The following is a 25,231-nucleotide window of genomic DNA, read 5'->3' as shown; positions in this document are numbered from 1 at the left end:
TACTTTTGCGTTTTCATTTTATTGAAAATAGGTGTATCCATTAAGAGTTTATGATTGAGCAGAGCACTATTAGAATAGAAGTAAGACCTAATTTGTAGCCCCATAAATACCACTTTCCCGTAGGGTATTACTACCTGAAAAGTATTCTAGATAATAGAAACTCAAATTAATCTTACTAATTTTTAAAGGCTCACCCTTATATTTCAGTAGCATTAAAGCAAGTTCACAATAATTTTTTCCAGCTCTTTCTTATTACTTTTCCAAAAACTATCTTACCCATAAATTACATTTTATGAACAGAAGAGTTTTTATTAAAAATACCTCACTTGCTGGTTTTATTTTACCTACAATTCTGGCTAGTTCCTGTCAATCAAGTTCTACCCAAAATAAATCAGCTACAAAATCTACTAATTCCGAAGCCGATGACTTTGAGTTAAATGAAGTAACGATTGCCGGTTTACAGCAGAAAATGCAGGATGGTACCTACACGTCGCGCTCAATCACGCAACTATACCTGGACAGGATTAAAGCTATTGACCAGGCCGGGCCACATCTTAGATCTGTAATTGAAGTAAACCCCGACGCTTTAGCTGTAGCTGATGCTTTAGACCAGGAACGAAAAAACGGAAAAATCAGAGGGCCATTGCACGGCATTCCAGTTTTGATAAAAGATAATATTGATACTGGTGATAAAATGGCTACTTCTGCAGGTTCCATTGCTTTAGCCGAAAATCACGCGGCAAAAGATGCTTTCGTGGCTGCTCGTTTGCGCGAGGCTGGCGCCGTAATACTGGGTAAAACCAATTTAAGTGAATGGGCAAATTTCCGGTCTACGCGTTCGGCGAGTGGCTGGAGCAGCCGGGGTGGGCAAACCAAAAACCCATACGTGCTGGATCGTAGCCCCTGTGGTTCGAGTTCTGGATCAGGAGTTGCGGTAGCGGCTAATTTATGCGCCGTGGCGGTAGGTACCGAAACGGATGGTTCTATTGTGTGTCCGGCTGCCATTAATAGTGCTGTGGGTATTAAACCTACTGTTGGGCTGGTAAGCCGTTCGGGCATTATTCCTATCTCTAAAACGCAAGACACGGCGGGTCCTATTGCCCGGACAGTACGCGATGCGGCTATTTTACTAGGTGTACTAACCGGAACTGACTCCGCCGATGCAGTCACCCAAGAAAGTACGGGCAAAGCCTTGAAGGATTACACGCCCTACCTGGATGCGAACGGATTACAAGGCAAGCGCATTGGGATAGAAAAATCTTATTTAACGGGCCACGAAGATGTAACTGCCTTACTAAAAAAAGCCATAGAAGTACTTAAAAGTAAAGGTGCTACTATAGTAGAGGTGGAAATACTAAGCAAAATGCGGGAGTTGGGCAATGATGAATACAAAGTACTGCAGTACGAGTTTAAAGATGGCTTAAATAAGTATTTGGCTCAAACAAAAGGACCGGTGAAATCATTAAAAGATTTAATTGCTTTTAACAAGCAGAACGAAGCGAAAGCCATGCCTTACTTTAAACAAGAAACGCTGGAAAGCTCTGAAGCTTTAGGAGATTTAACAAGTAAAGATTACAAAGAGACCGTCACTAAAAATTTGACTACTGCCCGCCATGTAATTCAATCTGTAATGGAGAAAAATAATCTGCAGGCTATTTCCGGGCCTACTTATGGTCCGTCGTGGTGCATTGATTTAGTAAACGGCGATTATAACACAGGATATAGCTTGTCTTCGCCAGCGGCAATTTCGGGATTTCCGCACGTTACTGTGCCCATGGGCTTTGTAGACGGCCTACCTATTGGCTTGTCTTTTTTTGGTTCAGCTTATACCGAACCCGAACTAATAAAACTAGCTTTTGCTTACGAACAAGCTTCTAAAGCCCGGGTAATTCCTACTTTTAAGAAATCTACGAATCCGGTTTAAAGATTATTAAAAATTTATTTCTTTGATTCTTATATAATTAACTAATTTCTGGATTTTTTGGTGGTACAAAACGTAAAAATTTACCGGAGAAGTTTTGAATAATTAAACCGTTATTCTACATTTGCACCACCAAAAAGAACGGCCCGTTCGTCTAGGGGTTAGGACACCAGATTTTCATTCTGGTAACAGGGGTTCGATTCCCCTACGGGCTACCAAAAAGCCTCTCTGCCTAAACAGAGAGGCTTTTTTATTTTGGTTCGACACTTGAAATTACCCTATCTTGTTAGGTAAAAAATTTACTATTTTTATTTCTCCCCCGCTTGCAAGAATTGACTTTTTGAAAGAAAGTAATTTTTCCTTTAGTACTCAAGCGCTTTTCTATAAAGTATAAACCTGAAAACCAGGTATTAAGGTTAAAATTGGCAAATATCATAAAGCTAGCTATTTTACAAGAAATGCATCCATGGCTTGGCTAGGCTTGCCATCGTCTCCCCAAGCGCTTAGGGGATACTTGCTCCAACTTCTGGCACCTTGTGGTTCCCAGTAAATTACGCCCAACCCTTTTCCCTCCAGAACCGCTTTTACTTTTTGTTGAACGGCTACTAACATGTCGTACGTATTTTGGGGTTTGGTATCTTCTCCACCAACTTCTACCACCATTACTTCTTTGCCGTACCTGGCCACCATATCATTCATATTATTTCCCAGATCATCAATGGAAAAAGTATAATCCGGATTTCCCGGCAGCCAGTAAGTATAATAAGACAACCCGATTACATCGAATTTAGCACCGTGAACCTTCGCATTATCGAACCAATTCCTGAAGCGCTTGTTATTATTTCCCTGATCTAAATGGAGTATAACTTTGGAACTAGGGCTTACAGCTTTAATTGCATCGTACCCTTTATTAATAAGTTGGGCCAACTGAGGCCAATTCGATACGCTTCCTTCCGGATAGATCATACCGCCCGACGTTTCGTTACCAACCTGTACCCATTCCGGCTTTATCCCAGCTTTCTTCAGGGCACTCATTACCTCATACGTATAATTATAAACATCTTGCAGCAAATGCGGAAAATCGTGGCCCTCCCAAGCTGCAGGCTTAATTTGGTGTCCGGGATCTGCCCAAGTGTCGCTATAATGAAAATTAATCATTACCCGCATGCCCCATTTTTGAGCTCTTACTGCCATTGCTACCATTTCCTCTTTGCGGTTATGGCCATTAATCTTGTCTGCGGAGGGGTTCACCCAGGTTCTCAGACGAATAGTATTGATCCCATGATCTGTTAAGATTTTGAAACAATCCTGTTCTACACCCTTATCATCATAGAACTTAAATCCTGTTGCTTCCATTTGTTGTAACCAGCCAATATCAGCTCCTTTGACAAACTTATTTTCTTTATTAGATAGTATAGGGCTGCATCCGGCTAACAGAACTAATAAGAAAAGACTCCAGAAAAGTAAGATTTTATGTTTTTTCATTTATTACCCGATTAAACGAATTAAAAAGTACGAGCAAATAGCTATTCAGAATACTATAGTAGTTTATTTTTCTTTTTTCTATTTACTAAATACAAGCAAAAAAAAGGCATTTACCCTACGCAACACAATTGGTTATAAAAATTACTAATTTATTTATTTTAACTTTTTTAGATTTTGGTATTTGTGCAAAGTAATGTTAAAAAATACCTGTTACTACAGCATTTGAGGAAGTTGTGCATAGCCAAGGCACTAATCAAAAGAACCACAAAAAGGCTGATTACCATCTGGGAGGCATAAAATAGAAAGGGTATTAGTATAAAACACTCAGTTTAAGATGAATGAAAATAAAAAAATATCGTATAAAATTTTGAAACTAAACTGGTATTCAACTATCTAAAGTAAAGAACCATGAACGAGAACGAATTAATGAAAGATAATCTTACCGGTCAGAACCAGGAAGGGAGCAATGCTAACTGGCCCGTTAAAATTTTAACCGCCACTTCTATTATAGGAGATGATGTAGATAATACTCAAGGCGAAAATTTAGGCAAGATCAAAGATCTCATGCTGGATGTTCACCAGGGTACTATTAGTTACGTGATAATGGAAGTAGGAGGCTTTTTAGGAATTAACGAAAAATTGTTTGCCATTCCTTTTAAAGCTTTAAAACTCGACCCGGCCGATCAAAAATTTATTTTAAATACGAACAAAGAACAATTAGAGCAGGCACCTGGTTTTGACAAGGATCACTGGCCGGGCACTAACAGTCACGAATACTATGAAGGAGCGGGTACCTATTGGGGTAATTTTATGGGTCCAAGTACTGGAACTGCTTTAACCTAATACGCTATTAGGAACTCATCATAATCCATTAAAATTTAAACAAAAAGCCTCTCTGCATTAACAAAGAGGCTTTTTGTTTAAATTTAATTTTCAGTTTTTATTCCACTTCTTTCATCGTAGACAAGAAACTTACCACATCACGTATTTCCCGTTTGGTTAAAAGATACCGCATTTCGGGCATACTGGACGGAGAATTAACCCGCTTGGCAATTTGATCTTTTTGAATAGTAGCATCTGGCTGATCACCAACTTTTACTGCAACCGTGTTATTGGTTTCGCCTTGCAGAATTCCGCTTACGGTTTTTCCATTTTTTAGCGTTAAGGTTACCGTACCAAAACCAGGAGCTAAACGGGCGCTTGGATTAATCACTGCTTCCAGCAATTGTTCGCGCGAAAGACGGCTGGCTACCCCATTTAACCTTGGTCCGGCATCGCCGCCTAAATCACTATAAGAATGGCAACGGATACACTGAGCCGTTTGGTGGCGGAAGAAAATTCTTTGCCCCTGATTTGGGTCTCCGCCAATTAAGCTACCTTTAAAAGAAGCTGCTAAAGCATCCGGCGATAGTTTAGATGTTACCGCTTTATGCCGGGCAATTAATGCTTGGGAGCGGGTACTATCAATCGCTTCTTCTAATTCTAACTGAATTTCGGGAGCTAAAATTCCGGCAGCCATTTTGTTTAATAGCTGATCGAATACTTTTTGGGAATTTTTAACCGGTAATTTACCCAAGGTTAATAAAGCTGCTTGCTTTTCTTCGATGGTGCGGGTGTTAATCACATCTGAAAGCATAGATACCATTTGTTCACTTGGCATATTGGTTTTACCTAACAAATCAAGAGCCGCTACCCGAACGGTTTTTTCCTGGTCGGCCAGTGCTTGTTCAATAGCTTTACTTATTTGTTTATCCTGTAAATCGGCTAGGGCACGTAAAGCTTCTACCCGGATGCTGGCTTCTTTATCTTCCTTCAAACGAGCAAATAAAGCCGCCGAACCTTGGTCCATTTTCATTTTACTAATAGCTTTTACTGCACTCATCCGGATAGATTTATCAGGATTGTTTAACATTTTAATGTAAAAGTCACCAGCTTTTGATTTTACCGTTGCCAGATCTCTTTTCACTTCACCCCGATACCGGCCATCTACCCGATCCAGAACCGAAGGCTTGGCCCAGGTGCTAAGTGCATCCATCGCTTCCGCCCGCATAGCAACCGGGTTGCCCTCTTTCTGAGCGTAGCTAATTAAATTTTGCATGGCTTCCGGAGTGCCTACCCGTAAATTGGCATTGATAGCCCGACGGATAAGCGCTTCGTTAGTAAAGCGAGTTGTAGCCAATACATTTCCCAGCGCCGGTAAAGCGTCTTTAATAGAAAGATCATCATTAATGGCCCGGGCGGCTTCCGTTACCACAAATTCATCCTGATCTTTCAGGAAATTCGCAATACCAGGATGGCTCATCCGGCGCAAAGCTACTACTGCCGCAATGCGAACTCCTCGGGATGAATGATTGGCCAAGGCTACTACCGGATCAGCTTTGCCAATGCGGGCCAAAGCCAGACTACCCGCGTGACGGATATATGCATCTTGGTCATTATTCGCAATTAGTAAATCAATTAAAGGCTGTACGGCAGATTGGTAAGCAATACGTCCTAAAGCCTCAGCGGCAAAGAAACGCGCCCGACTATTGTTATCTTTTAAAACCGGAATAAGAGCTTTACCGGCTTCAGCGTAACGTACATCTCCTAACCACTTAGCGGCCTGTGCCCGAATTTCCGGATCTTTATCTTTTAACAGAGGCAGTAATAAACGGCCATATTGTTTGTTTTGGCGGGCTAACTGGCTGATACCCCAAATACCGTGTACCCGGGCCAGCTGGTTATTTGTTTGTTTAATATATTTTTGTAAGATTTTACTGCCTTTTTCACCACGTTTTACTAATTCAAACTGGGCTTTTTGCCGAACCCGCATGTCTGGGTTTTTCAGCAATTCGCCTAAATCATTTTCGTTACGTGGGCTAAAATCTTCACCTAATAATTTTTTAGTTAATTGCCGCTCCGCAGAAGAAGCTCCGTTTTTATCATCCAGTTTCCAGATACGGCCGTAGTTTTTCGTATCCCATCCGTTAATCCAATCGGCTACGTACAACGCACCGTCCGGACCAAATTCAATACCGGTTGCTAAAATATTACCGAGTATTTTTTTCTCTTCGCCCAGTTCAAACGTAGCGCCTTTCGGTTTTAATTTAAAAGCATGAATACCAGAGCGGGCCGGGTTACCCACAAATTCGGCAATAAAAAAGTTATTTTTATATTCAGGGCTTAGAGCCGTGCCCGGATTATAACGCATACCCGATGGACCACTTACGTAATTCGCAATGGTAGGTGTAATGTAAGCAGCCTGTCCTTCGAACCTGGGCTTGTACATCTGCTCATCCATCCATACTTTATAAGTATTATTATCGGGATCGCGGTATTTACCGTATTGCCAGTTGCTACGCCAGCCCGTATCCGAACCGTTTACAATATACACCAGGCGTTCTTTTTCGCCGGGATGATCCCCATCATTATCCTCACTAATTAGGTTACCATATTCATCGAAAACAAATTCGTGGGTATTTCTAACACCATGAGCAAACACCTCAAAATCGCTGCCATCCGGGTTGGCGCGCACTACTACCCCACTATTCGGGTGTTCCCATTTTTGCCCGTCCGGTCCTTTACCGTTAAAACCTATATCCCCGATTTGCCAGTAAATTTTACCATCAGGTCCCATTTCAATGCCCGATAACCCGTGGCCACTGAAACCAACGTGCACCCCGTAACCATGCGAAATAGATGTTTTCTCGTCGGCAATGCCATCGCCGTTTTTATCTTTTAAGCGCCATAAATCGGGAGCTACCGCTAAATACACATCATCGCCATAAGCCATAACGCCGCCGGCAACATCCGTAATTTCCTCGTGAAAATCGTCTACAACCAATTTTGATAGGTCGGCCACTCCGTCGTTATTTGTATCTTCTAAACGGTAAACCTGTTCTTTTTCAACGGTTAAATCGCGCCAATCGTGGGATCCATCGTTGTTTACATCCTTTAACCAGGTATTTTTCTGGCTATTTTCCGGCGATAATACCTTCCGTAAAAAAGCACGCCTATCTTCTACGGTTTGTAACTTAGTAGATTCAATTTCCCAATCCTGGTGTGCCCGGATATCAAATTCTGAGTTTTTTTGCCGATTGGTGCGGGTGTAATACAAACGTCCCTTGTCATCTAGGTCAATAGCAATTGGGTCCGCCACAAGTGAGTCTACGCCCCATAATTTAAGCGTTAGGCCAGGCGCCAATTCCGGCGTAACTACCGCCTCAATGGATTTAGCTAAGGCTGCTGCCTCGTTGGGGTCCATTTTTTTGATTCGACCGTTATTAGGGTCATCTTTAAAGCCTGCCAGGAACAAGGCCGGCGCTAAGGCCGAAACCCAGAAAAGTTTCTTTTTTTTAGAGAAAGGTGTGAAATTGTTTTTCATGAATTTTTAAAAATGAAAACTAAGTTAGCTGTTAACGGAAAAGCATTTTTTTAATAAAGCTTCTATAAAAAGCCTGAGCTTGACACTTTCCGCTTAAGCATCCTGAAAGTACTCAGCCAGATTAAATAAACCAAGAATTTAGTGAACAGATGTTTGAAGAAATGAACCATAAGTATTCTAGTAGTAAACGAAAGACCAACAAAGCTTCTATCGCGTGGGTACTCGCTCGTGATTTCTAATATCCGGCTTCTGGTCTCTAGAACTTTAATCTGATCATTATTTAGTAAAGGAAAACTGTTCGCCCGGGCAGAGGTCTACTACATGCTTAGCCATGAGCGAAGACGCTCGCGGCAGAGAAGGGGGAACTTAATTAATAATAGTAAATCGGGATCATTAAAGTATTTTTTAAAAAATCCGGTAAATCTTTTCCAAACCCGATATATTTAAAGACTTTTCACAACTATAACCAAAGTCCACTGGTATGCGCGCTTTTATTTTTTGCTTCTCTTTCTTATTAAGTTTAGGTTTTGGTTTTAACAGCATAGCTCAGAAAATACCGCAATTGGGCATTGTAGAATCTATAGAACGGGATAGTCTGGTGTATGCTTCCGGTTTTAATTTAATTGGCGAAACAGTGGGCAAAATGCTGGCTCCTACCTTAACCGAAGAACAATTTCAAGAAAATTTAAAAACAATTAAGAAAGCAAAAACCAAATTGTATTTATGTAATGTGCTTTTTCCGGGGAGTTTAAAAATAGCCGGACCAGAAGTGGACGAGCAGAAAGTTTTAAATTACGTAGATCAGGTTTTTGCCCGGGCAAAAATAGCGAATGTACCGGTTATTGTTTTGGGAAGTGGGGGCTCAAGAAGGTTACCTGATGGTTATGATAACGAAACTGCCAAAGCGGATTTTATAAAATTGTGCAAAGAAATGGCGCTGCTTGCAAAAAAGTATAATCTTTTAATTGCCATTGAAAGCCTGAACAGTACGGAAACTAATTTTCTGAATACAGTGCAAGAAGCGGCCGAAATAGTTAGTAAAGTAAATCACCCGAACTTTAAACTGAATGCGGACATTTACCACATGCTGAAAGAAAATGAACCGCCGCAACATATCATAGATGCCGGTAAACTCATTGCCCACGTGGAAATTGCCGAAAAAGAAAAAAGAACTCTGCCCGGGGTAGTGGGCGAAGATTTCCGGCCTTATTTTCGGGCTCTAAAACAAATTAAATACAAAGGCCCGATTGTGATAGAAGCCAAGGGAAACAATCCTAGCCAAGAAATACCCGTGGCGCATCAATATTTAACAAAGCAACTAAGAGAAGTTTACAGCGAAAAAAAGTGAAAATTATTTTAGAGTAGTAAAACCACCTCTCAACAACTATAAAACTTTTAAGTAGCTCGTTCTTTCTTCAAACTTTCTTCGTACAACCTTTATAACCAAAATAAAAATATGGATATTATTCATGATCCGGACGATTTTCGGTTTTACGCGGAAATAGCCAGTGAAGAAGCGGAACTTACCTATAGCTATCCCGAGGAAACAGTAATGGACATAGATTATACCTTTGTTCCAGAGCCGGCGCGAAATAAAGGTATAGCCGACCAACTTGTGAAAGCAGCGCTGGACTTTGCCCAGGAGAACAATTTACAGGTTATTCCATCCTGCCCAGTAGTGGAGGCTTACGTAAAACGCCATCCTGAATACCAGGATATTGTTATTTGATGGTTACTAAATAGTAGAATAGCTGTGAACTTTACGAAGATAAAAATCTAAAAAAGTAATAAACTTTAATTGTATCTGTTCTCAATAACCAACTTGCGTTAACTCGATGAAGTAAAACTCTTGTTGCCTTCTTTGCTATTTCAAACTCAATAAATGAAGGCGATATTTTAAAACCTTTAGTAGTTCTGTGGATTAATATAGGCAGGTTAAAACTTATATTTCAAAGTACCCAGATCCACAACTAAACAAATTTTAACCATTAATTTAATAAAATTACTTTAAGGGCAAAATGGTTAGTGCCGAATCATTAATTACATACATATTAGCATCTCCTAGTATTACTTGCTTAATGGTAGTAGTATTCTGAGAGGTAGGTAAATCAACCGTTCGTTCTTGTAAAGTATATAAATGAAAAAAATGGACCTGGTTGTTGGCTAAATAGTAAAGTTCATCTCCCCGAAACCCCACATAATTAAGGCCAGAAAAAGGTAATCTTTTCTGATAGGTTCCTAAATTATCGAACACGTAAATTCCGGAAAGCTTATCGAGTAAAAATACTTTATTCTGATATTCACGCAAAAAACGAAAATCATACTGTTGCTTAGGAAGGATTAAATCTAAAGGAATGGTGCGGGTAGCTTCCGGAAATTGCAGATCAATTTTGTGTAAGCTAAAATTGCTTTCGTTAAAAGCCCAAATTTTATTATCGGAGGCCAGAGAAGCAGCTTTAATTATGCCATCTACCTGATCCCCTAAACGAACGGTACTAAAAGGAGCCAGAAAACGGTCGAGAAAAGTTATGCTCTGTTGATCGTCGTAGAAAAGAAAAATTTTGGCTGTATTCCAGGCTTCAAGAGAAGCAATATGCCCTAAAACTGGTGGCGAAAAAGTAGAGATAAATTTGCCGGAAGCGTCGTATTTATGAAGATTATTTTTTTGGTCAGTTAGATAAATATTATCCTGGCGGTCTATGGAAACTACCCCCGAAAAAGAAACTTTGTCAATTATAGGATTGCGTTGATTAACAATGATTTGAGCCTTAGAGCTACCCACCAAAGCTAGCCATAAGCCTAAACTAATTAACCCCTTATAAACTCTTAAGTTTTTCTTCCTTTTCAAAGTACTTTAAGATGAGTTGATGACCGTCAAACTCGGCATAAGAATAAAAATTTACCCATTCACCTAAATTTACGTATCGGGCCTGGTTGTTTATCGCTAAATCCAACGGAAGATGCCGGTGCCCAAAAACGTAAAAGTCGTGGTGCGTATGTTGTTCCATTTCCCGACAATAAGTAATTAACCACTCCTTTTCGCCTTTAAACACTTCGTCTTTTACGGTATTGCTAATACGACTACGTCGTGACCATTGTGCTGCCAGGCCAATACCCAAATTTGGATGAACCCGGGCAAATAACCACTGGCAAGCTTTATTAGCAAAAATGCGTTTAAGTACTTTATACGTAAAATCTTTTGGGCCTAATCCATCGCCATGGCCGATATAAAAAGTTTTATCTCCAAATTGCGTAGATATAGGCTTACGGATGATAGGTATATTTAACTCTTTCGTAAAATAATCAAACATCCACATATCGTGGTTACCCGTAAAAAAGTAAACGGCTATCCCGCTATCTGTAAGTTCTGCAAGTTTGCCTTGCAATCGAATAAAACCTCGGGGAATGGCATGTTTATATTCAAACCAGAAATCAAAGATATCACCTACTAGAATAATAAGTTCCGCATCGGTTTTTATTTGATCGAGCCAACGGACAATTTTTTTCTCGCGGGCTAAACTGCTGGCAGCATCTGGTACGCCTAAGTGAAAATCAGAGGCAAAGTATATTTTTTTTCCGGAAGGTAATTGCTTAATGGGCGATATCATCAATCAGGAAAAGAACCAGTTCGCGCGGGCCATGCGCACCCATTACTAGTGTTTTTTCGATATCGGCAGTTCTACTGGGGCCACTAACCAACGAAATCATAGAAGGTATTTTGCTGCCGTATTTTTGTTTAAATAATTGCAGTCCGTCTTTAATATCGGGCACCAATTGAGTCATTTTAGCAACTACTAAATGTTTTTCGGGGTAAATACTTAAACGACGACCACTTTCGTTAGCGCCACTCACAAAAATACTCCCGGTTCGAGCAATTAAGGACTCGCAAGTAGTTAATCCAGCCTCTCCTTGTTTTACAAAATTAGTTTCATCTTCGAGATAATGAATGCCGGCTGCATATAACTTGGTTTGCCATTCCTGTTCCCAAACGTATAAATGCTGAATATCTTTTTCTTGCTTGTAGGCAAACAATTGATCATAGAAATCTTCTTCTGACTCGCAATAAATAAAGGTACCGCTGTTTTTTAGAAAGTTCGTAGCAAAAGTAACCGATAAATCATCTTCAACCGGCAGATACAAATCAGCACTAAAATCAGGAGTAGGAGGTACAACGGGCGCTGACTTCGCCAGCGCCTCGCGTACTTTCCGTAAAACAATATCTCTGGATCGAGCTTCGTACATGCCAACTACCGAAATAAAATAAAAGGTTTATTAAGAATCAAAAGAATACGTCTGTCCTGGCGAAGCACCTTCGCGTTCTGGTTCCTCCTGCTTTTTCGCTTCGGAGCCATTCTCGGAAGTAGCCGTATTATTATTTTCAGAAGACTGACCGTTTTGGCTACCATTATCGTGTAAATGGGCAGCAACCTGCTGCTCTACCTCACTTAAAGTTTGGCTACGATCCGTACCCGACATGTGCGCCTGTAAAGTAGTTAAACCAGCAAAAGGCCGTTTACCTACTAACCGCTCTAAATCAGTTTGGAAAAGTATTTCTTTTGCTAATAGCTCCTGCGCAACCACTTCCAACTCATTCATTTTGCTGGTAAGTAATTCTTTGGTGCGGTTATAGGCATCTGTAATAATACGCCGAACCTCATCATCGATGGTTTGAGCAGTAGCATCGGAATAGGGTTTGTTGAACGAGTAATCTGATTGTTTGGAATCGTAAAACGATACGTTACCAATTTTTTCATTCATACCGTACATGGTCACAATGCTGTAAGCCATTTTAGTAATACGCTCCAAATCGCTCAGGGCACCTGTTGAAATTTTACCAAAAACTAACTCTTCTGCGGCCCGGCCTCCTAAGGCCATGCACATTTCGTCGATTAACTGTTCGGTAGTATACAAAAACTGTTCTTTAGGTAAATATTGCGCATAACCCAAAGCGGCAATACCACGAGGTACAATACTAACTTTTACTAATGGATCGCAGTGTTCCAGGAACCAACCGGCAATCGCGTGGCCCGCTTCGTGATAAGCAACAATCTTTTTCTCTTCCGGCGAAATGATTTTGTTTTTCTTTTCTAAACCACCAATTACCCGGTCAATGGCATCGTTAAAGTCTTGTAATTCTACTTTTTTCTTATCGCGGCGAGCTGCAATTAAGGCAGCTTCGTTACACACGTTAGCAATTTCGGCACCAGCAAAACCAGGAGTTTGAGCAGCTAATTTCTTTGGATCTACGTCTTCAGATAAAGCTAAAGGTGTTAAATGCACCCGGAAAATTTCGGTACGACCAATGATATCGGGTTTATCAATACTAATCTGACGGTCGAAACGACCTGGACGTAATAAAGCTGAGTCTAAGGTATCGGGGCGGTTGGTAGCGGCTAAAATAATAACGCCGGAATCAGTACCAAAACCATCCATTTCTACCAGTAAGGAGTTCAAAGTGTTTTCCCGTTCATCATTTCCACCGGGTACTTGTCCCCGGCTCCGCGAGCGACCAATTGCATCAATCTCATCAATAAATATAATACAAGGAGCTTTTGCTTTTGCTTGCTTAAACAAATCCCGTACCCGGGCAGCACCTACCCCCACGAACATTTCCACAAAGTCAGAACCAGAAAGGGAGAAGAAGGGAACATCTGCTTCGCCGGCAACTGCCTTGGCTAACAAAGTTTTACCAGTACCCGGAGGGCCAACCAACAAAGCACCTTTCGGAATTTTACCACCCAAAACAGTAAATTTGGCCGGATTCTTTAAGAACTCTACAATTTCCTGAATTTCTTCTTTGGCTTCTTCCAGACCAGCCACGTCTTTAAAGGTAACTTTAACCTTGTTTTCGGCATCGAATAAAGCGGCCCGCGATTTACCAATATTAAAAATTTGTCCTCCACCGGCACCATTAGTTACCCGACGCATTAAGAACCAGAAACCAAATAATAAAATTATAATAAAGCCCCAGTTCACGAACATATCGGTAAAACCGGTACGGTTTTCAATTTCAAAACCAATACGCTCTTCTTTCGGAATATTTTCCTGAATTTTATCAAAATCTTCTTTAAATACTTCCGGGGAAATAATAGGCAAGTGATACTGCGGACCTTGTTCCAAAGCAAAAGCCCCGCGACCAGTCAGTTCTTGTCTATATTTGTCGTTTTGTAATGCTTCTTCTTTTAACGATACTTCCACCAAGCGTCCGTTAACCATTATTAAGCTTTTCACATCACGACTCAACATCATTTCTTCGAAGCGTTGCTGGTTAATAGCAATAGTTGAATTACTGCGGTTGAAATAAGCAATACCAAATATCAAAAACACTAAAGCAGCCAAAACCCACATCTGCATAGTAGGGCGCGGTGGGTTATTGGGTATGTTTATTTTCTTTTTCTTATTAGAATTCTTTTCAGCCATGAATTTTAAAATTACAAGTAAATAAAGAACATTTGTTTACGGCAAATGTTCTGATTGTGATTAAACAACTTTTACAGCTTCCGTTTCCACATAACGGATTGGAGCATCGCCCCAGAGTTCTTCCAGCGCATAAAATTCGCGTTTTTCTTTCAGAAAAATATGAACTACTACATCCACGTAATCTAAAAGAATCCACTCTTTATTGATTCTGCCTTCACTCTGCCAAGGATTTTGCTGAAGAGCTTTAAAAACTTCTTCTTCAACCGAACGGGCAACAGCATCTAATTGGGTGTCGGAATTAGCCGAACTAATTACAAAATAATCAGAAACGGCGTTTTTCATTGATTTAAGGTCAATCACAACTATGTCAGAAGCTTTCTTTTCTTGCATGCCTTTAATTATAACTTCTGTCAATATGTCTGACTCTTCCTTAATTCTCTTTTTTATCATTTTATATTTTTACTTTTGAGCTATCAATTATACAAAAATATTTTGCCTACCTACCTACCTAAAACCTTATTTATTGGTAAACAACTAATTTATCTACCAAGTTGCGCCTCCACTAACACGGTAGCTTACGAAATGCTTCTCAAAAATGAAGCCATTGAAGGTTGTGTCGTAATTACCGACTATCAAACAGCCGGCCAAGGACAACGCGGAAACACCTGGGAAGCCGAGCCGGACAAAAATATCACTTTATCCCTAATTTTAAAGCCCAATTTTTTAACTACCCAGCAACAATTTTATTTAACCATGAGCGTGTCGCTTGCTATTCTGGATATGTTGCACAATGTGGCCCCTAATATTATCCAAGTTAAATGGCCAAACGATATTGTTGCGGGAAATAAAAAATTAGCAGGTGTATTAATTCAAAACAGTATTAGCGGCGTTAATTTACAACATTCGGTAGTAGGAATTGGTTTAAACGTAAATCAGAAAATATTCAATTCCCCGCAAGCTACCTCCTTAGCTAACCTCTGCCACAGAGAATTTAATTTAGTTTTACTAATTGAAAAATTATTAGAGCAAATTGAGAAAGGGTATTTAGAATTAAAGCGCAATCAGTTAGAAAAAATAAAGTTTGCGTATTTACAAGTGCTTTATCGTTACCAATCCTTGCATAATTTTAAGATTGACGAACAAATAGTGGAAGGACAAATAGTAGGAATTGACCCGGTAGGACGCTTAGCAGTGCAAATAAATAAAGATTTACGTTATTTTAATTTCAAGGAAATAGCTTTTTTGTAAATGCTAGTTTAATGTAAAATATTCATAAACTTAGGCATTTATTAAGAATAGATTTAAGAAACTGCCTATATATTAAAAAATTAAACATTTCTAATACTTTATTTGTATTGTACCTATTTAAATGATTGATTAAATTCGTAATTACTTATAAAATAATTATTTACATTAAACTTAATATTGCTATCTTTGAGGTAAATTAGCCTAATTAAGGTTATGAATGCAAGTGCTTATTCAGGCATAATCCTTGTATTAAGTAAAATAGTTCTTTAAAAAAGTTACATTCGGTAATTCTGTCCGAAGTAGCGGTAAAAACATTTGTATTTTTTTCCATAAACTGTACATTTGTTTTTTCAGATTTAAAGCAGATACGAAAAGTTAAATATATGATATGAATACTTTTACTAAAATAGGGGTCTTTTTCTTATTGGTAGGGTCCTGCCTGGCAGGGCATGCTAATAAAAGATTGACCATTACAGATGTACCTAAGAACGGTTATACTCCAGCAATTATTTCAGCCTGGCACACCGACAAAGTGGAGCCAACAATAGCAGCTGTTTATAATTCTTGGCCTTCTTTTAGTTTCGCCAATTTTTCCTCTGACTTACTAAAACCTTTTGCTAGTAAAAAATTTGTACATTATACTGCTACTACAGGCAACAGCCATATGTTAGGCGTAGGACCGGTGCAAAATGGTATTGGTACTGATGGAGGCAAAACTAGGTTACTTCCTACTTTAAGTGCCTATCCAAACCCATCAAAGGGTCGTGTTACCATTTCGTTAACTCAAACTTCTGGTGATATTTACAAAATAAAAATATCTAATACCATTGGTAAGGTTATTCAGACTATTACTTTAGGAGAAAACGCAAATGCAGCCGATATCTCTATTGATTTATCGGATCGGCCCGCAGGCATTTATTTCTATAGTTTGCTAGTAAATGACAAAATGGTAGAAACCAAACGCTTGATTTTGCAACAATAAATTTTACTTAAAATAGTTTAATAAGATAGCCGGCCCAATAGCCGGCTATTTTTTTGAAATTTATATTCACACCACTCTTTATAAAACTTAATTTATTACTTTCGGGGATTCTTTCAAATAAGCTTTATGATTCAGTTTAATAGAATTAACAACATTGTTGGTTGGATGGTTTTTGTAATGGCTACGCTTGTTTATGGCTTAACTATTGAACCTACTGCCAGTTTTTGGGATGCCGGAGAGTTTATTGCCTGTGCCTACAAATTATTAGTTCCGCATCCTCCAGGCGCACCATTTTTCTTATTAATTGGCCGTATTTTCTCTTTATTCGCTGGCGATGATGTGCTAAAAGTTGCTCCTCTTATTAACTTCTTATCTGGTTTAATGAGCAGCGGTACTGTATTATTCTTATTCTGGACCATTACCATACTTGCCCGGAAGCTAATCGTGAAATCAGAAGATGGTCAACCTTCAGCTGGTCAAAGTCTCTTAATTTTAGGTAGTGGGGTAGTTGGAGCTTTAGCTTTTACTTTTTCAGATTCATTCTGGTTTTCGGCAGTTGAGGCTGAAGTTTATGCCATGTCATCGTTCTTTACAGCATTTGTTTTTTGGGCTATGCTGAAGTGGGAAAGTAAGACGGATCGGGCTGCAGCTGATAAATGGCTTATTTTGATAGCTTACATGATTGGTTTATCTATTGGGGTGCATTTGCTCAATTTGCTGGCTGTTCCTGCTCTTGCCTTTATTTATTATTACAGAACTAATTTAGGCAAAATTTCTACCAAAGGTGTGGTATTTACTTTTGTAACCAGTGCTTTAATTATAGGAATAATTTTGTGGGGAATTATTCCAGGTCTACCATCGTTGGCCGGCCGGTTCGAAGTATTTTTTATCAATAATATTGGTTTACCTTTCGGCAGCGGAATTATTATATTCTTAGTATTATTTCTGGCGGCTATTATATACGGCTTGTTATACTCGCATAAACGCGGAAATCAAGTTTTGAATACGGCATTGCTTTGCTTTATCTTTATTTTAATTGGCTACTCTTCTTACCTGATCATTCCGATTCGTTCTACTTACGATCCTACCATTGATGAAAACGATCCGGAGAATATTGTAAGCTTTGTATCGTATTTAAAGCGTGAGCAATACGGCGATCGTCCGCTATTGTACGGTCCCCAATTTAGTGGCGAAGTTATCGACCAGAAAGAAGGTGAACCGCGTTACGTTAAAGGTAAAGACAAATACGAAATAGTAGATTACAAAATAGAACCTGTTTATGACCCTAAGGATATGGCTTTGCTACCCCGGATTTATAGTCCACAGCCGCAACATATTCAGGAATATAAAAAATGGGTAGATATTCAGGAAGGTCAGAAGCCTACGATGGGGCAAAACTTGTCTTTTCTGTTTAATTACCAATTGGGGCACATGTATTGGCGCTACTTTTTGTGGAATTTTGTGGGACGCGACGGGGATGTGCAACAATCGGGTGTTCTGTGGCCCGTTGAACGCACGGATAACCTGCCGCCACGGGTAGCGGATAGCAAAGCGCGTAATAACTTTTACATGCTACCATTGATCCTAGGATTAATAGGATTGTTTTTTCAGGCGCGAAAAGATGAAAAAAACGCCTTTATTGTTGGCTTAATATTTTTCTTTACAGGTATTGCTATAGCGCTTTACTTAAACCAACCACCCATTGAGCCCCGCGAACGCGATTACACCTTTGCGGGTTCGTTCTACGCTTTCTGTATTTGGATTGGATTAGGGGTAATTGGACTAGCCGCTCTGCTCGAAAAAGTTATTCGTAACTATACTACCCGGGCTTTAGTGACCTCTGTACTCTGCCTGATTGTACCTATTATTATGGCGGTTCAGGGCTGGGACGACCACGACCGATCTGATAAATACAATACCGTTGACTCGGCTAAAAACTTATTGAGTTCCTGCGCACCTAATGCTATTTTGTTTACGAATGGCGATAACGATACTTTCCCGCTTTGGTACGCGCAGGAAGTAGAAGGATTTCGGACGGATGTTCGGGTAGCCGTATTGAGTTATTTAAATACCGATTGGTACCTGGATCAGATGAAGCGCCGCTCGTATAAGTCCGCTCCCTTACCTATATCCCTCGAAAACGAAAATTATCGTCAGGGTACCAATGATTATCTGCCTTTCATGGAAAAACCGCAGGTAAAAGCCGGTATGGATTTAAAACAGTTTATTTCTCTAGTAAAACAAAACCATCCGATTTTGCAGGTAGCGGCTCAAACAGGTAAGCCTTTTATGTCTTTCCCGACGAAGAACTTTTTCCTGAATGTTAATAAAGAAGCCGTAATAAAAAGCGGTATTGTACCGAAAGAGCGGGAAAATCAGATTGTTGATCAAATGGCATGGAACATAGGTAAATCGGCTTTAGAAAAGAAGCACCTAGCCATTTTAGATATTTTGGCTACTAACGACTGGAAACGTCCGGTGTATTTCTCCACTACGGTGTCCAGTTCCGATTTCATGAATTTGCAACCCTACTTTCAGTTAGAAGGCTTGGCGTATCGGATTTTACCGGTTAAAAACCAAGATGCCGAGGCAGAAGGTTACGTAGCCAAAGATCTGATGTACGACAATATGATGAAGAAATTCCAATGGCGTAATTTAGATAATCCACGTATTTTCTACGACGAAAGCTTCATTAGTCAGTTACCGCCTAATACCCGCGACAAATTTTACCGCTTAGCTGCCGCTTATTTAGCGAGCAATAACACAGCTAAAGCAAAAGAAGTAATGGATTATTGCTTTAAAGTAATGCCGGATAAATCCATTCCTTACGATTATTACACGCCGCAGTTTATTGAACCTTTAAACAAAGTAGGCGAAAAACAAAAGGCACTGGAAATTATGGATAAGCTAGAACAACGTACCGCCAAGGCCCTGGCTTATTATTCGGAACAAGGCAGCCTGTTTGACCGGGAGATGCAAACAAACTTTATAACTTTACAACAACTCATTTTTGCCGCCCGGGCATTAGGTTTAAATGATCGCGCCAGTAAAATGGAACAAACGTTTATGCGGTATTATGGTGGCAATCAATAAAAATTCACTTTATTTAATAAGTTAATATAACAGAAAAGCCGGTGAGTAGACCGGCTTTTCTGTTTCCGCGTAAAATAAATTGCTGCTAGATTTGTTTACTTATTATAATACCTGGATAACAGATGAAAAGGTACTTGAGCTAATAGTTTCGGATGAATTTGCGTTTTTCAATTTTAAAGAAAACTGTAAAAGCAATTACCTTTGTCCAGATGTTTAAGTTTATTCTAAATTACTTTTAACCAGAAAATAGTAAAAAATAATGTCGGTATATCGTCTATTTCACTTCCGGCAAAAATTTAGAAAATTGAAATTCAATTCAATAATGCTATGCATTTTAAGCTGGTTCTGTTTGGGAATTAGTGCCTGTTCGCCAGAGCTAGCAACGCGGCAATCTGGATTAAATTATCAGTTCGGACCTGATACTGGTTTAAACTATGATTTACAAACCGAAGGGGATAGCGTTCACATTTTCTTAAAAATAACCGATAAAGTTACTATTGGCAATTTACAAAAACCAGGTAGAGCACTTCCGTACTTCCTTAGCAGGGATTATAGCCGCACCACTATTTATTTGCGCGATTCAGTTCAAGCAGTTAACAAAAAAATAACGGAATTACCCGATAAATCAGCAATAGTAACTTTTGCTATACCAATTAGTAAAGTAAATTTTCCTTCAGTGCTTATTATACGTGTACCCCAATTATCAGCCATACAGGAAGAACAGTTTTTAGATATTCCCCTCACCAATGCCTTTGTAAGGAAAACTTTTACTCTTAAGGATTCTACGGGTCAGCTACCTTTGTTTCATCCGTTTGTTAACAATAGGCACCCTTTTTACATCGCATCTACTAATCCGGATACGGCAGTAACGGTTCGGCAATTTCCATTATCTTTTACGCCAGCCATTCCGCCTATGTCGCGCAAAATGGCGGCACCCTCCCCTACTCTTAAAGTACAAAGCAAACAAACTTTTACTACCAACCAACCCATTACACTCCCTGAATCTGGAATTTATTTACTAGAAAATGGGGGCAATCAACGGTCCTTATTGGTAGAAGAAGGGAGTTTTCCGGCTTTAACCTCCGCAGCAGAATTAATTGAACCTTTAATTTACCTAACCAGCTCCGTTGAACGTAAAAATTTATACGATTCGGACCAGCCGAAACTAGCAGTAGATGCTTTTTGGCTGAGTATTGCCCGGCAAGATAAAAATTTAGGCAAAAGTTTAATTAAGGAGTATTACGGGCGGGTAGAAAAAGCAAATAATTATTTTTCAGCGCATAAAGCCGGTTGGCTCACCGACCGGGGAATGATTTACCTGGTATTTGGTTCACCTGATTTTCTTACCCGTACCTGGGACCGGGAAGAATGGATTTATCAGCGTAATTTTGGTCAGAGTGGAGAAGTAAAATTTATTTTCATTAAAAAACCAAATACCTTTACTCAAAACTATTACGAACTGGTACGCGATGCGGCCTATGAATTTATCTGGTATAATCAAGTAGATCAATGGAGAAAAGGAAATATCGGGATTCCGACTCCCGACCCCGGACTTTCCGGAAGGAGAAATCGGAGAAGATAGAAATGATTTTTGGCCTTCGGCCGATTCTGGAAGCATTAAACGCGGGTAAAGATATCGAACGTATTTACTTGCAAAAAGGCCAGCGCAATAGCATAACGACTGATATTACCGAATTGGCGCAGCAAGCTAATGTACCGGTGGCTACTGTGCCAATAGAAAAACTAGATACGTTAACCCGCAAGAATCATCAGGGAGCCGTGGCTTTTTTGTCGGCAATTACTTACATGCCGCTCGACAATATTGTAGCGGGTATCTACGAACGAGGGAAAACGCCCTTGCTTTTGATTTTAGATCGAATAACTGATGTGCGCAATTTTGGTTCTATTGCCCGAAATGCCGAGTGTATGGGTGTGGACGCTATTATTATTCCAAGTCGGGGGGCAGCCCAAATCAATGGCGATGCTTTAAAAACCTCGGCGGGCGCCTTAAATATAATTCCGGTTTGTCGGGAGTTTAATCTAAAAGACACTTTAAATTATTTGCAGGAATCTGGTATGCAAATAGTAGCATGCACCGAAAAAGCTGAACATAGCCTCACAGAAAAAATTGATTTAACCGGACCAACCGCTATTTTAATGGGCAGCGAAGAAGATGGTATTTCACCGGAATATCTGAAAAAAGCCGATGTACGTTTAAAAATTCCAATGGCCGGTCAGATTGGTTCTTTAAATGTTTCGGTTGCAAGTGGGATAGTTTTATTCGAAGTTTTGCGGCAAAGATTAGCAGCGAAGAAATCTTAAAAACAACATTTTAGTTGTTTTTAAGATTTAAAATTTACAGTAAAAAGGTTAATAAAGTTTACTCCTTGCAGTCTAAAACTTTATTAAAATTATTACCCATAAAAAATAAAAAGGGTTAGTTACAAATAGTAACTAACCCTTTTTCTAAACTCCTAAATCAGAAATTAATACCCGAACAATTCTTTTAATGATAGTTGTTTTACTTTCCCGTATTTACTTAATTCTTTAAAATTAAGCCGGTCTTTAGAACCTATAACCAAAATCATTTGATTCTGACCTTTAATAAACTGCTGCTGAAATTTCTTCATATCATCAAAAGTCATAGCGTTTATATTTTGGTAAACATCCTGGCGGATGTCGTAGTCAATACCCAAGCGCTTCGCGCGTTCATAATCAAATAAAATACTGGATTTAGTAATTCGCTCCGTGGCAATGCTATTCCGGATACTTTCTTTGGCATTAGCAAAATTAGCTTCTGCTTGCGGCATATCATTTAGTAAAGTTTGCATGCCTTCCATTGCCTCTGGTAACTTATCCGATTGGGTTCCAATATACGACAAGATGTAATTTGCGCGGTCTTTTCGGCTGGCATTAGCATACCTGGAACTGGCTGAATAAGCCAAGGCTTTTGATTCTCGTAATTCCTGAAATACAATGGAACCCATGTTGCCACCAAAATACTCGTTGTATAAGGTTATAGTAGGCACTTGTTTCGCATCGAAGTTAAAAGATTTGGTCAGGAAAATTAACTCGGCTTGCACCATGTTGTAATCGGTCCAATATACCTGGCGTTCTGCAATGTCACGCTCCTGAAATACTTTTAAAGGTGGCACCGGCTTCAGGGTTGCCGGAACAATATGGTTGGTATTGAGGATTGTAGTTAAGTTCTCGGCTAGTCGTGGACCGTAATACAGCACGTGATGCTCGTAAGTAGGTATAGTTTTTATTAAATCAACTAATTCCTGCGGCTTAACTTTTTTGAGCTGATTTTCGGGTATTATGTTCGTGAACGGGTTTTTAGGGCCATATTTCGCGTAATTAACCATAGCTACACTGTGAATAGTACTTTTATTCCGCTTCGCATCAGCCCGTTCTTTTAAAATTCCGGCAATTAAATCGGTTAAAGCTTGTTGGTCGGATTTCGGATTTTGTAATACACTTTCGAACAAGGTTAATCCTTTTTCAAAATTTGCGTCTAGCCCCGATAAACTCACGTACACTTGTTCTTGTGAAGTAAACACATCAAAAGAGCAGCCTAACTTGTAAAATTCTTTTTGTAATTCCTCCGCACTAAATTTATCATTCCCTAAATATTTAAGGTAATTAACTGCTAATCCTAACTTTAAATTATTATTAGTGCCGGTTTCCAGAATATAATACAGGTTAAACAAGCCATTCTCCTTATTTCGGGTGTAATAAAGAGGTATATTCTGCTTTAATTTTACCTCGCTAATGTCCTTTTTATAATCTACAAAAACGGGTTGCAGTTCCGTTGTTTTGCCGGCCATTACCTGTTTATAAAAGTCAGATTGAGCATCGCGGTTTACGGAAACGGGAGTAATAGTAGGTTTTTCTACTTTCTGCATGTTTGGATCTTTGCCGATACGTTTATAAACCACCACGTAATTATTACCGTAGAATTTATTAGCCACCTGCATTACTTCCTGCTTAGTAATTCCGGCAAAATCTTTATCGCGCTGGATGTAATCTTTCCAATCCTGGCGTGCCACAAAGGCGCTCACAAAAGCATCCGCCCGAGCCTCATTACTTTCGTATGATTTCATTAAGGCCATTTTATTATTATTTATAATAGCCGGAATTAACCAATCTTCGAACTTACCTTGCTTTACCAAATTAACCTGACTTAAAAGCAAATCTTTTACCTGCTCTAAAGTCTGCCCTTGACGCGGAGTACCCGACAGCAAATTCGCCGAATAATCGTTCATGGTATAATCGAACGAAGAGGCTTCTAATACAACTTGTTTTTGATTTAAATTTAAATCGATAAGTCCGGCTTGGCCATTAGCGAGTATCTGGCTAATCATTTCCAGCACCAAAGCTTCGCGGGTAGTAACACCCGGAAAACGAAAACCCAGCATCATACTTTCGGCATTGGGCCCTAACACCTCTTTTACTACTGGTTTGGCAATGGGAGCTTCAGCGGGTGACGTGTAGGTGGGCAGTGGCTTTGATTTTAGTTTACCAAAGTATTTATCAATAATCCGGATAGTTTGATCGGGATCTAAGTCGCCGCTCATGGCAATGGCCATATTATTGGGCACATAATACGCATCAAAATACTTTTTTATCTCGGTAATAGAAGGATTTTTCAGGTGTTCGATGGTGCCAATAGTAGTTTGCGTGCCATATTGGTGCGTCGGGAATAATCCTTCGAGCATAGCAGTAAATACCTTGCGGCCATCGCTATCCAGCGTACGGTTTTTTTCTTCGTAAACCGCTTCCAGTTCGGTATGAAACAAGCGCGGCACCATTTCCCCGAAACGTTCGGCTTCTACCATCGCCCATTTTTCCAGTTGGTTTGCTGGAATATCTCCGGTATAAACTGTTTGCTCTACCGAGGTGTAAGCATTAGAGCCGCTACCGCCAATTGAAGCTAGAATTTTATCGTATTCGTTGGCAATAGCGTACTTAGCGGCCACTCCAGAAACACTATCAATCTGATGGTAAATTTTCTTCCGCTCAACGGCATCTTTTTTACTGCGATACAATTCGTAGAGCTGTTCAATTTTATCGAGTTCTGGTTTTTCTTTGGCATAATCTAAAGAACCTAATCTAGAGGTTCCCTTAAACACCATGTGTTCTAAATAGTGAGCTAAACCCGTAGCCGTAGCCGGATCGTTTTTACTACCGGCCCGCACGGCAATGTACGTTTGAATACGTGGGGCATCTTTGTAGTCGGTTAAATACACCGTTAACCCATTATCCAGCTTATAAATTCTTGCTTTTAAAGAATCGCCGGGGGCAGTGGTATAGGTATAAGTTTTTTCTTTTGGTTGGGCAGTCGGGTCAGTAGTGGCAGTTGGAGGAGTACTTGTTTGCCGGCTAGTAGTTTTACACTGGGGCAGCAACAACACGGCGACTAAAAGCCAGGGATAAAATATTTTCTTCATTATAGGAAATAAATGCGTGAACTGAATGTAATCTCTGATGATTAAATATAGGATTTTTATTTGTAGTTAAATAACGAGGTGATCTGATGAATTATTAGTTTAAGCTATTGTTTACCCCTCCACCTGCAACAAGCTAAAAACACGGAAGAAGAAGCCATCTAAGCTACGTTGTATCTTTATCACCAATTCTCTCAAAAAATTTTGATTTGCGTCAGAACCTGGAATTATAGTTTGGCCAGTAAAGAATTTGAAATGCCGGATCTGAA

Annotated in this window: 17 protein-coding genes and 1 tRNA gene; 10 read left to right on the top strand and 8 right to left on the bottom strand. The window is 39.6% G+C overall.

The annotated features are described in order from the left end of the window. Positions 1 to 292: 292 nt before the first annotated feature. Together HUW48_RS06705 and HUW48_RS06700 are read left to right on the top strand one after the other, a co-directional pair. Positions 293 to 1,924, top strand: a complete 1,632-nt coding sequence (locus tag HUW48_RS06705; RefSeq protein ID WP_182414943.1) for an amidase — start codon at positions 293 to 295, stop codon at positions 1,922 to 1,924. A 140-nt stretch (positions 1,925 to 2,064) separates the two neighbouring features. Then, a tRNA-Glu gene (locus HUW48_RS06700) sits at positions 2,065 to 2,139 on the top strand. A 226-nt stretch (positions 2,140 to 2,365) separates the two neighbouring features. Here HUW48_RS06700 and HUW48_RS06695 read toward each other — a convergent pair. After that, positions 2,366 to 3,406, bottom strand: coding sequence for a glycoside hydrolase family 53 protein (locus HUW48_RS06695; protein ID WP_182414942.1), 1,041 nt, complete (start codon positions 3,404 to 3,406; stop codon positions 2,366 to 2,368). A 408-nt stretch (positions 3,407 to 3,814) separates the two neighbouring features. Here HUW48_RS06695 and HUW48_RS06690 point away from each other — a divergent pair, with 408 nt between their 5' ends. Continuing rightward, positions 3,815 to 4,249: a PRC-barrel domain-containing protein gene (locus HUW48_RS06690; protein WP_246343744.1), complete on the top strand. Its 435-nt coding sequence runs from the start codon at positions 3,815 to 3,817 to the stop codon at positions 4,247 to 4,249. 97 nt (positions 4,250 to 4,346) lie between these two features. Here HUW48_RS06690 and HUW48_RS06685 read toward each other — a convergent pair whose 3' ends face one another. Then, the gene (locus HUW48_RS06685; RefSeq protein ID WP_182414941.1) at positions 4,347 to 7,769 is read right to left on the bottom strand and encodes a HEAT repeat domain-containing protein; all 3,423 of its coding nucleotides are present in this window, start codon (positions 7,767 to 7,769) and stop codon (positions 4,347 to 4,349) included. A gap of 481 nt (positions 7,770 to 8,250) precedes the next feature. On the opposite strand from HUW48_RS06685, the gene HUW48_RS06680 reads away from it, so the two are divergent. Beyond that, positions 8,251 to 9,117 carry a sugar phosphate isomerase/epimerase family protein gene (locus tag HUW48_RS06680; RefSeq protein WP_182414940.1) on the top strand — a complete coding sequence of 289 codons (867 nt, stop codon included), beginning with the start codon at positions 8,251 to 8,253 and terminating at the stop codon, positions 9,115 to 9,117. A 108-nt stretch (positions 9,118 to 9,225) separates the two neighbouring features. Next, positions 9,226 to 9,498: a GNAT family N-acetyltransferase gene (locus HUW48_RS06675; protein WP_182414939.1), complete on the top strand. Its 273-nt coding sequence runs from the start codon at positions 9,226 to 9,228 to the stop codon at positions 9,496 to 9,498. Positions 9,499 to 9,771: 273 nt separating this feature from the next. Here HUW48_RS06675 and HUW48_RS06670 read toward each other — a convergent pair whose 3' ends face one another. From HUW48_RS06670 to rsfS, 5 genes are read right to left on the bottom strand one after another with little or no spacing between them, the layout of a single operon-like run. Further along, positions 9,772 to 10,617, bottom strand: a complete 846-nt coding sequence (locus HUW48_RS06670; protein ID WP_182414938.1) for a hypothetical protein — start codon at positions 10,615 to 10,617, stop codon at positions 9,772 to 9,774. Continuing rightward, positions 10,586 to 11,377 carry a UDP-2,3-diacylglucosamine diphosphatase gene (locus HUW48_RS06665; RefSeq protein WP_182414937.1) on the bottom strand — a complete coding sequence of 264 codons (792 nt, stop codon included), beginning with the start codon at positions 11,375 to 11,377 and terminating at the stop codon, positions 10,586 to 10,588. Before HUW48_RS06665 ends, HUW48_RS06670 begins: the two co-directional genes overlap by 32 nt. Further along, a complete protein-coding gene (locus tag HUW48_RS06660) occupies positions 11,361 to 12,011 on the bottom strand; it encodes a LutC/YkgG family protein (protein ID WP_182414936.1) in 651 nt (216 codons plus the stop codon). Before HUW48_RS06660 ends, HUW48_RS06665 begins: the two co-directional genes overlap by 17 nt. Before the next feature lie 30 nt (positions 12,012 to 12,041). Beyond that, the gene (gene ftsH / locus HUW48_RS06655) at positions 12,042 to 14,189 is read right to left on the bottom strand and encodes an ATP-dependent zinc metalloprotease FtsH (protein ID WP_182414935.1); all 2,148 of its coding nucleotides are present in this window, start codon (positions 14,187 to 14,189) and stop codon (positions 12,042 to 12,044) included. A 60-nt stretch (positions 14,190 to 14,249) separates the two neighbouring features. After that, the gene (gene rsfS / locus HUW48_RS06650; protein ID WP_182414934.1) at positions 14,250 to 14,639 is read right to left on the bottom strand and encodes a ribosome silencing factor; all 390 of its coding nucleotides are present in this window, start codon (positions 14,637 to 14,639) and stop codon (positions 14,250 to 14,252) included. Between the two features lie 15 nt (positions 14,640 to 14,654). Between rsfS and HUW48_RS06645 the strand changes: the two genes are divergently transcribed. The 5 genes from HUW48_RS06645 (at position 14,655) to rlmB (ending at position 21,834) form a co-directional block, all read left to right on the top strand. Further along, positions 14,655 to 15,437 (top strand): biotin--[acetyl-CoA-carboxylase] ligase, encoded by a 783-nt coding sequence (locus HUW48_RS06645; protein ID WP_246343742.1) that lies wholly within the window; start codon positions 14,655 to 14,657, stop codon positions 15,435 to 15,437. Between the two features lie 388 nt (positions 15,438 to 15,825). Further along, on the top strand, positions 15,826 to 16,419 hold the full coding sequence (locus HUW48_RS06640; RefSeq protein ID WP_182414933.1) for a T9SS type A sorting domain-containing protein: 594 nt from the start codon (positions 15,826 to 15,828) through the stop codon (positions 16,417 to 16,419). Between the two features lie 126 nt (positions 16,420 to 16,545). Then, positions 16,546 to 19,512, top strand: coding sequence for a glycosyltransferase family 117 protein (locus HUW48_RS06635; RefSeq protein WP_182414932.1), 2,967 nt, complete (start codon positions 16,546 to 16,548; stop codon positions 19,510 to 19,512). Between the two features lie 322 nt (positions 19,513 to 19,834). Continuing rightward, positions 19,835 to 21,094, top strand: coding sequence for a GWxTD domain-containing protein (locus HUW48_RS06630; RefSeq protein ID WP_182414931.1), 1,260 nt, complete (start codon positions 19,835 to 19,837; stop codon positions 21,092 to 21,094). Beyond that, entirely contained in the window at positions 21,022 to 21,834 is an 813-nt protein-coding gene (gene rlmB / locus HUW48_RS06625) for a 23S rRNA (guanosine(2251)-2'-O)-methyltransferase RlmB (RefSeq protein ID WP_182414930.1), read from the top strand. The genes HUW48_RS06630 and rlmB overlap by 73 nt, the downstream gene beginning before the upstream one ends. 164 nt (positions 21,835 to 21,998) lie before the next feature. On the opposite strand, the gene HUW48_RS06620 is transcribed toward rlmB, so the two are convergent. Next, positions 21,999 to 24,965, bottom strand: coding sequence for a M16 family metallopeptidase (locus HUW48_RS06620; RefSeq protein ID WP_182414929.1), 2,967 nt, complete (start codon positions 24,963 to 24,965; stop codon positions 21,999 to 22,001). Between the last annotated feature and the right edge of the window lie 266 nt (positions 24,966 to 25,231).

The organism is Adhaeribacter radiodurans (assembly GCF_014075995.1).
Classification (GTDB): Bacteria; Bacteroidota; Bacteroidia; order Cytophagales; family Hymenobacteraceae; genus Adhaeribacter; species Adhaeribacter radiodurans.
Note: the sequence above shows the minus strand (reverse complement) of the source record. Positions and strands in the feature narration are given on the sequence as shown.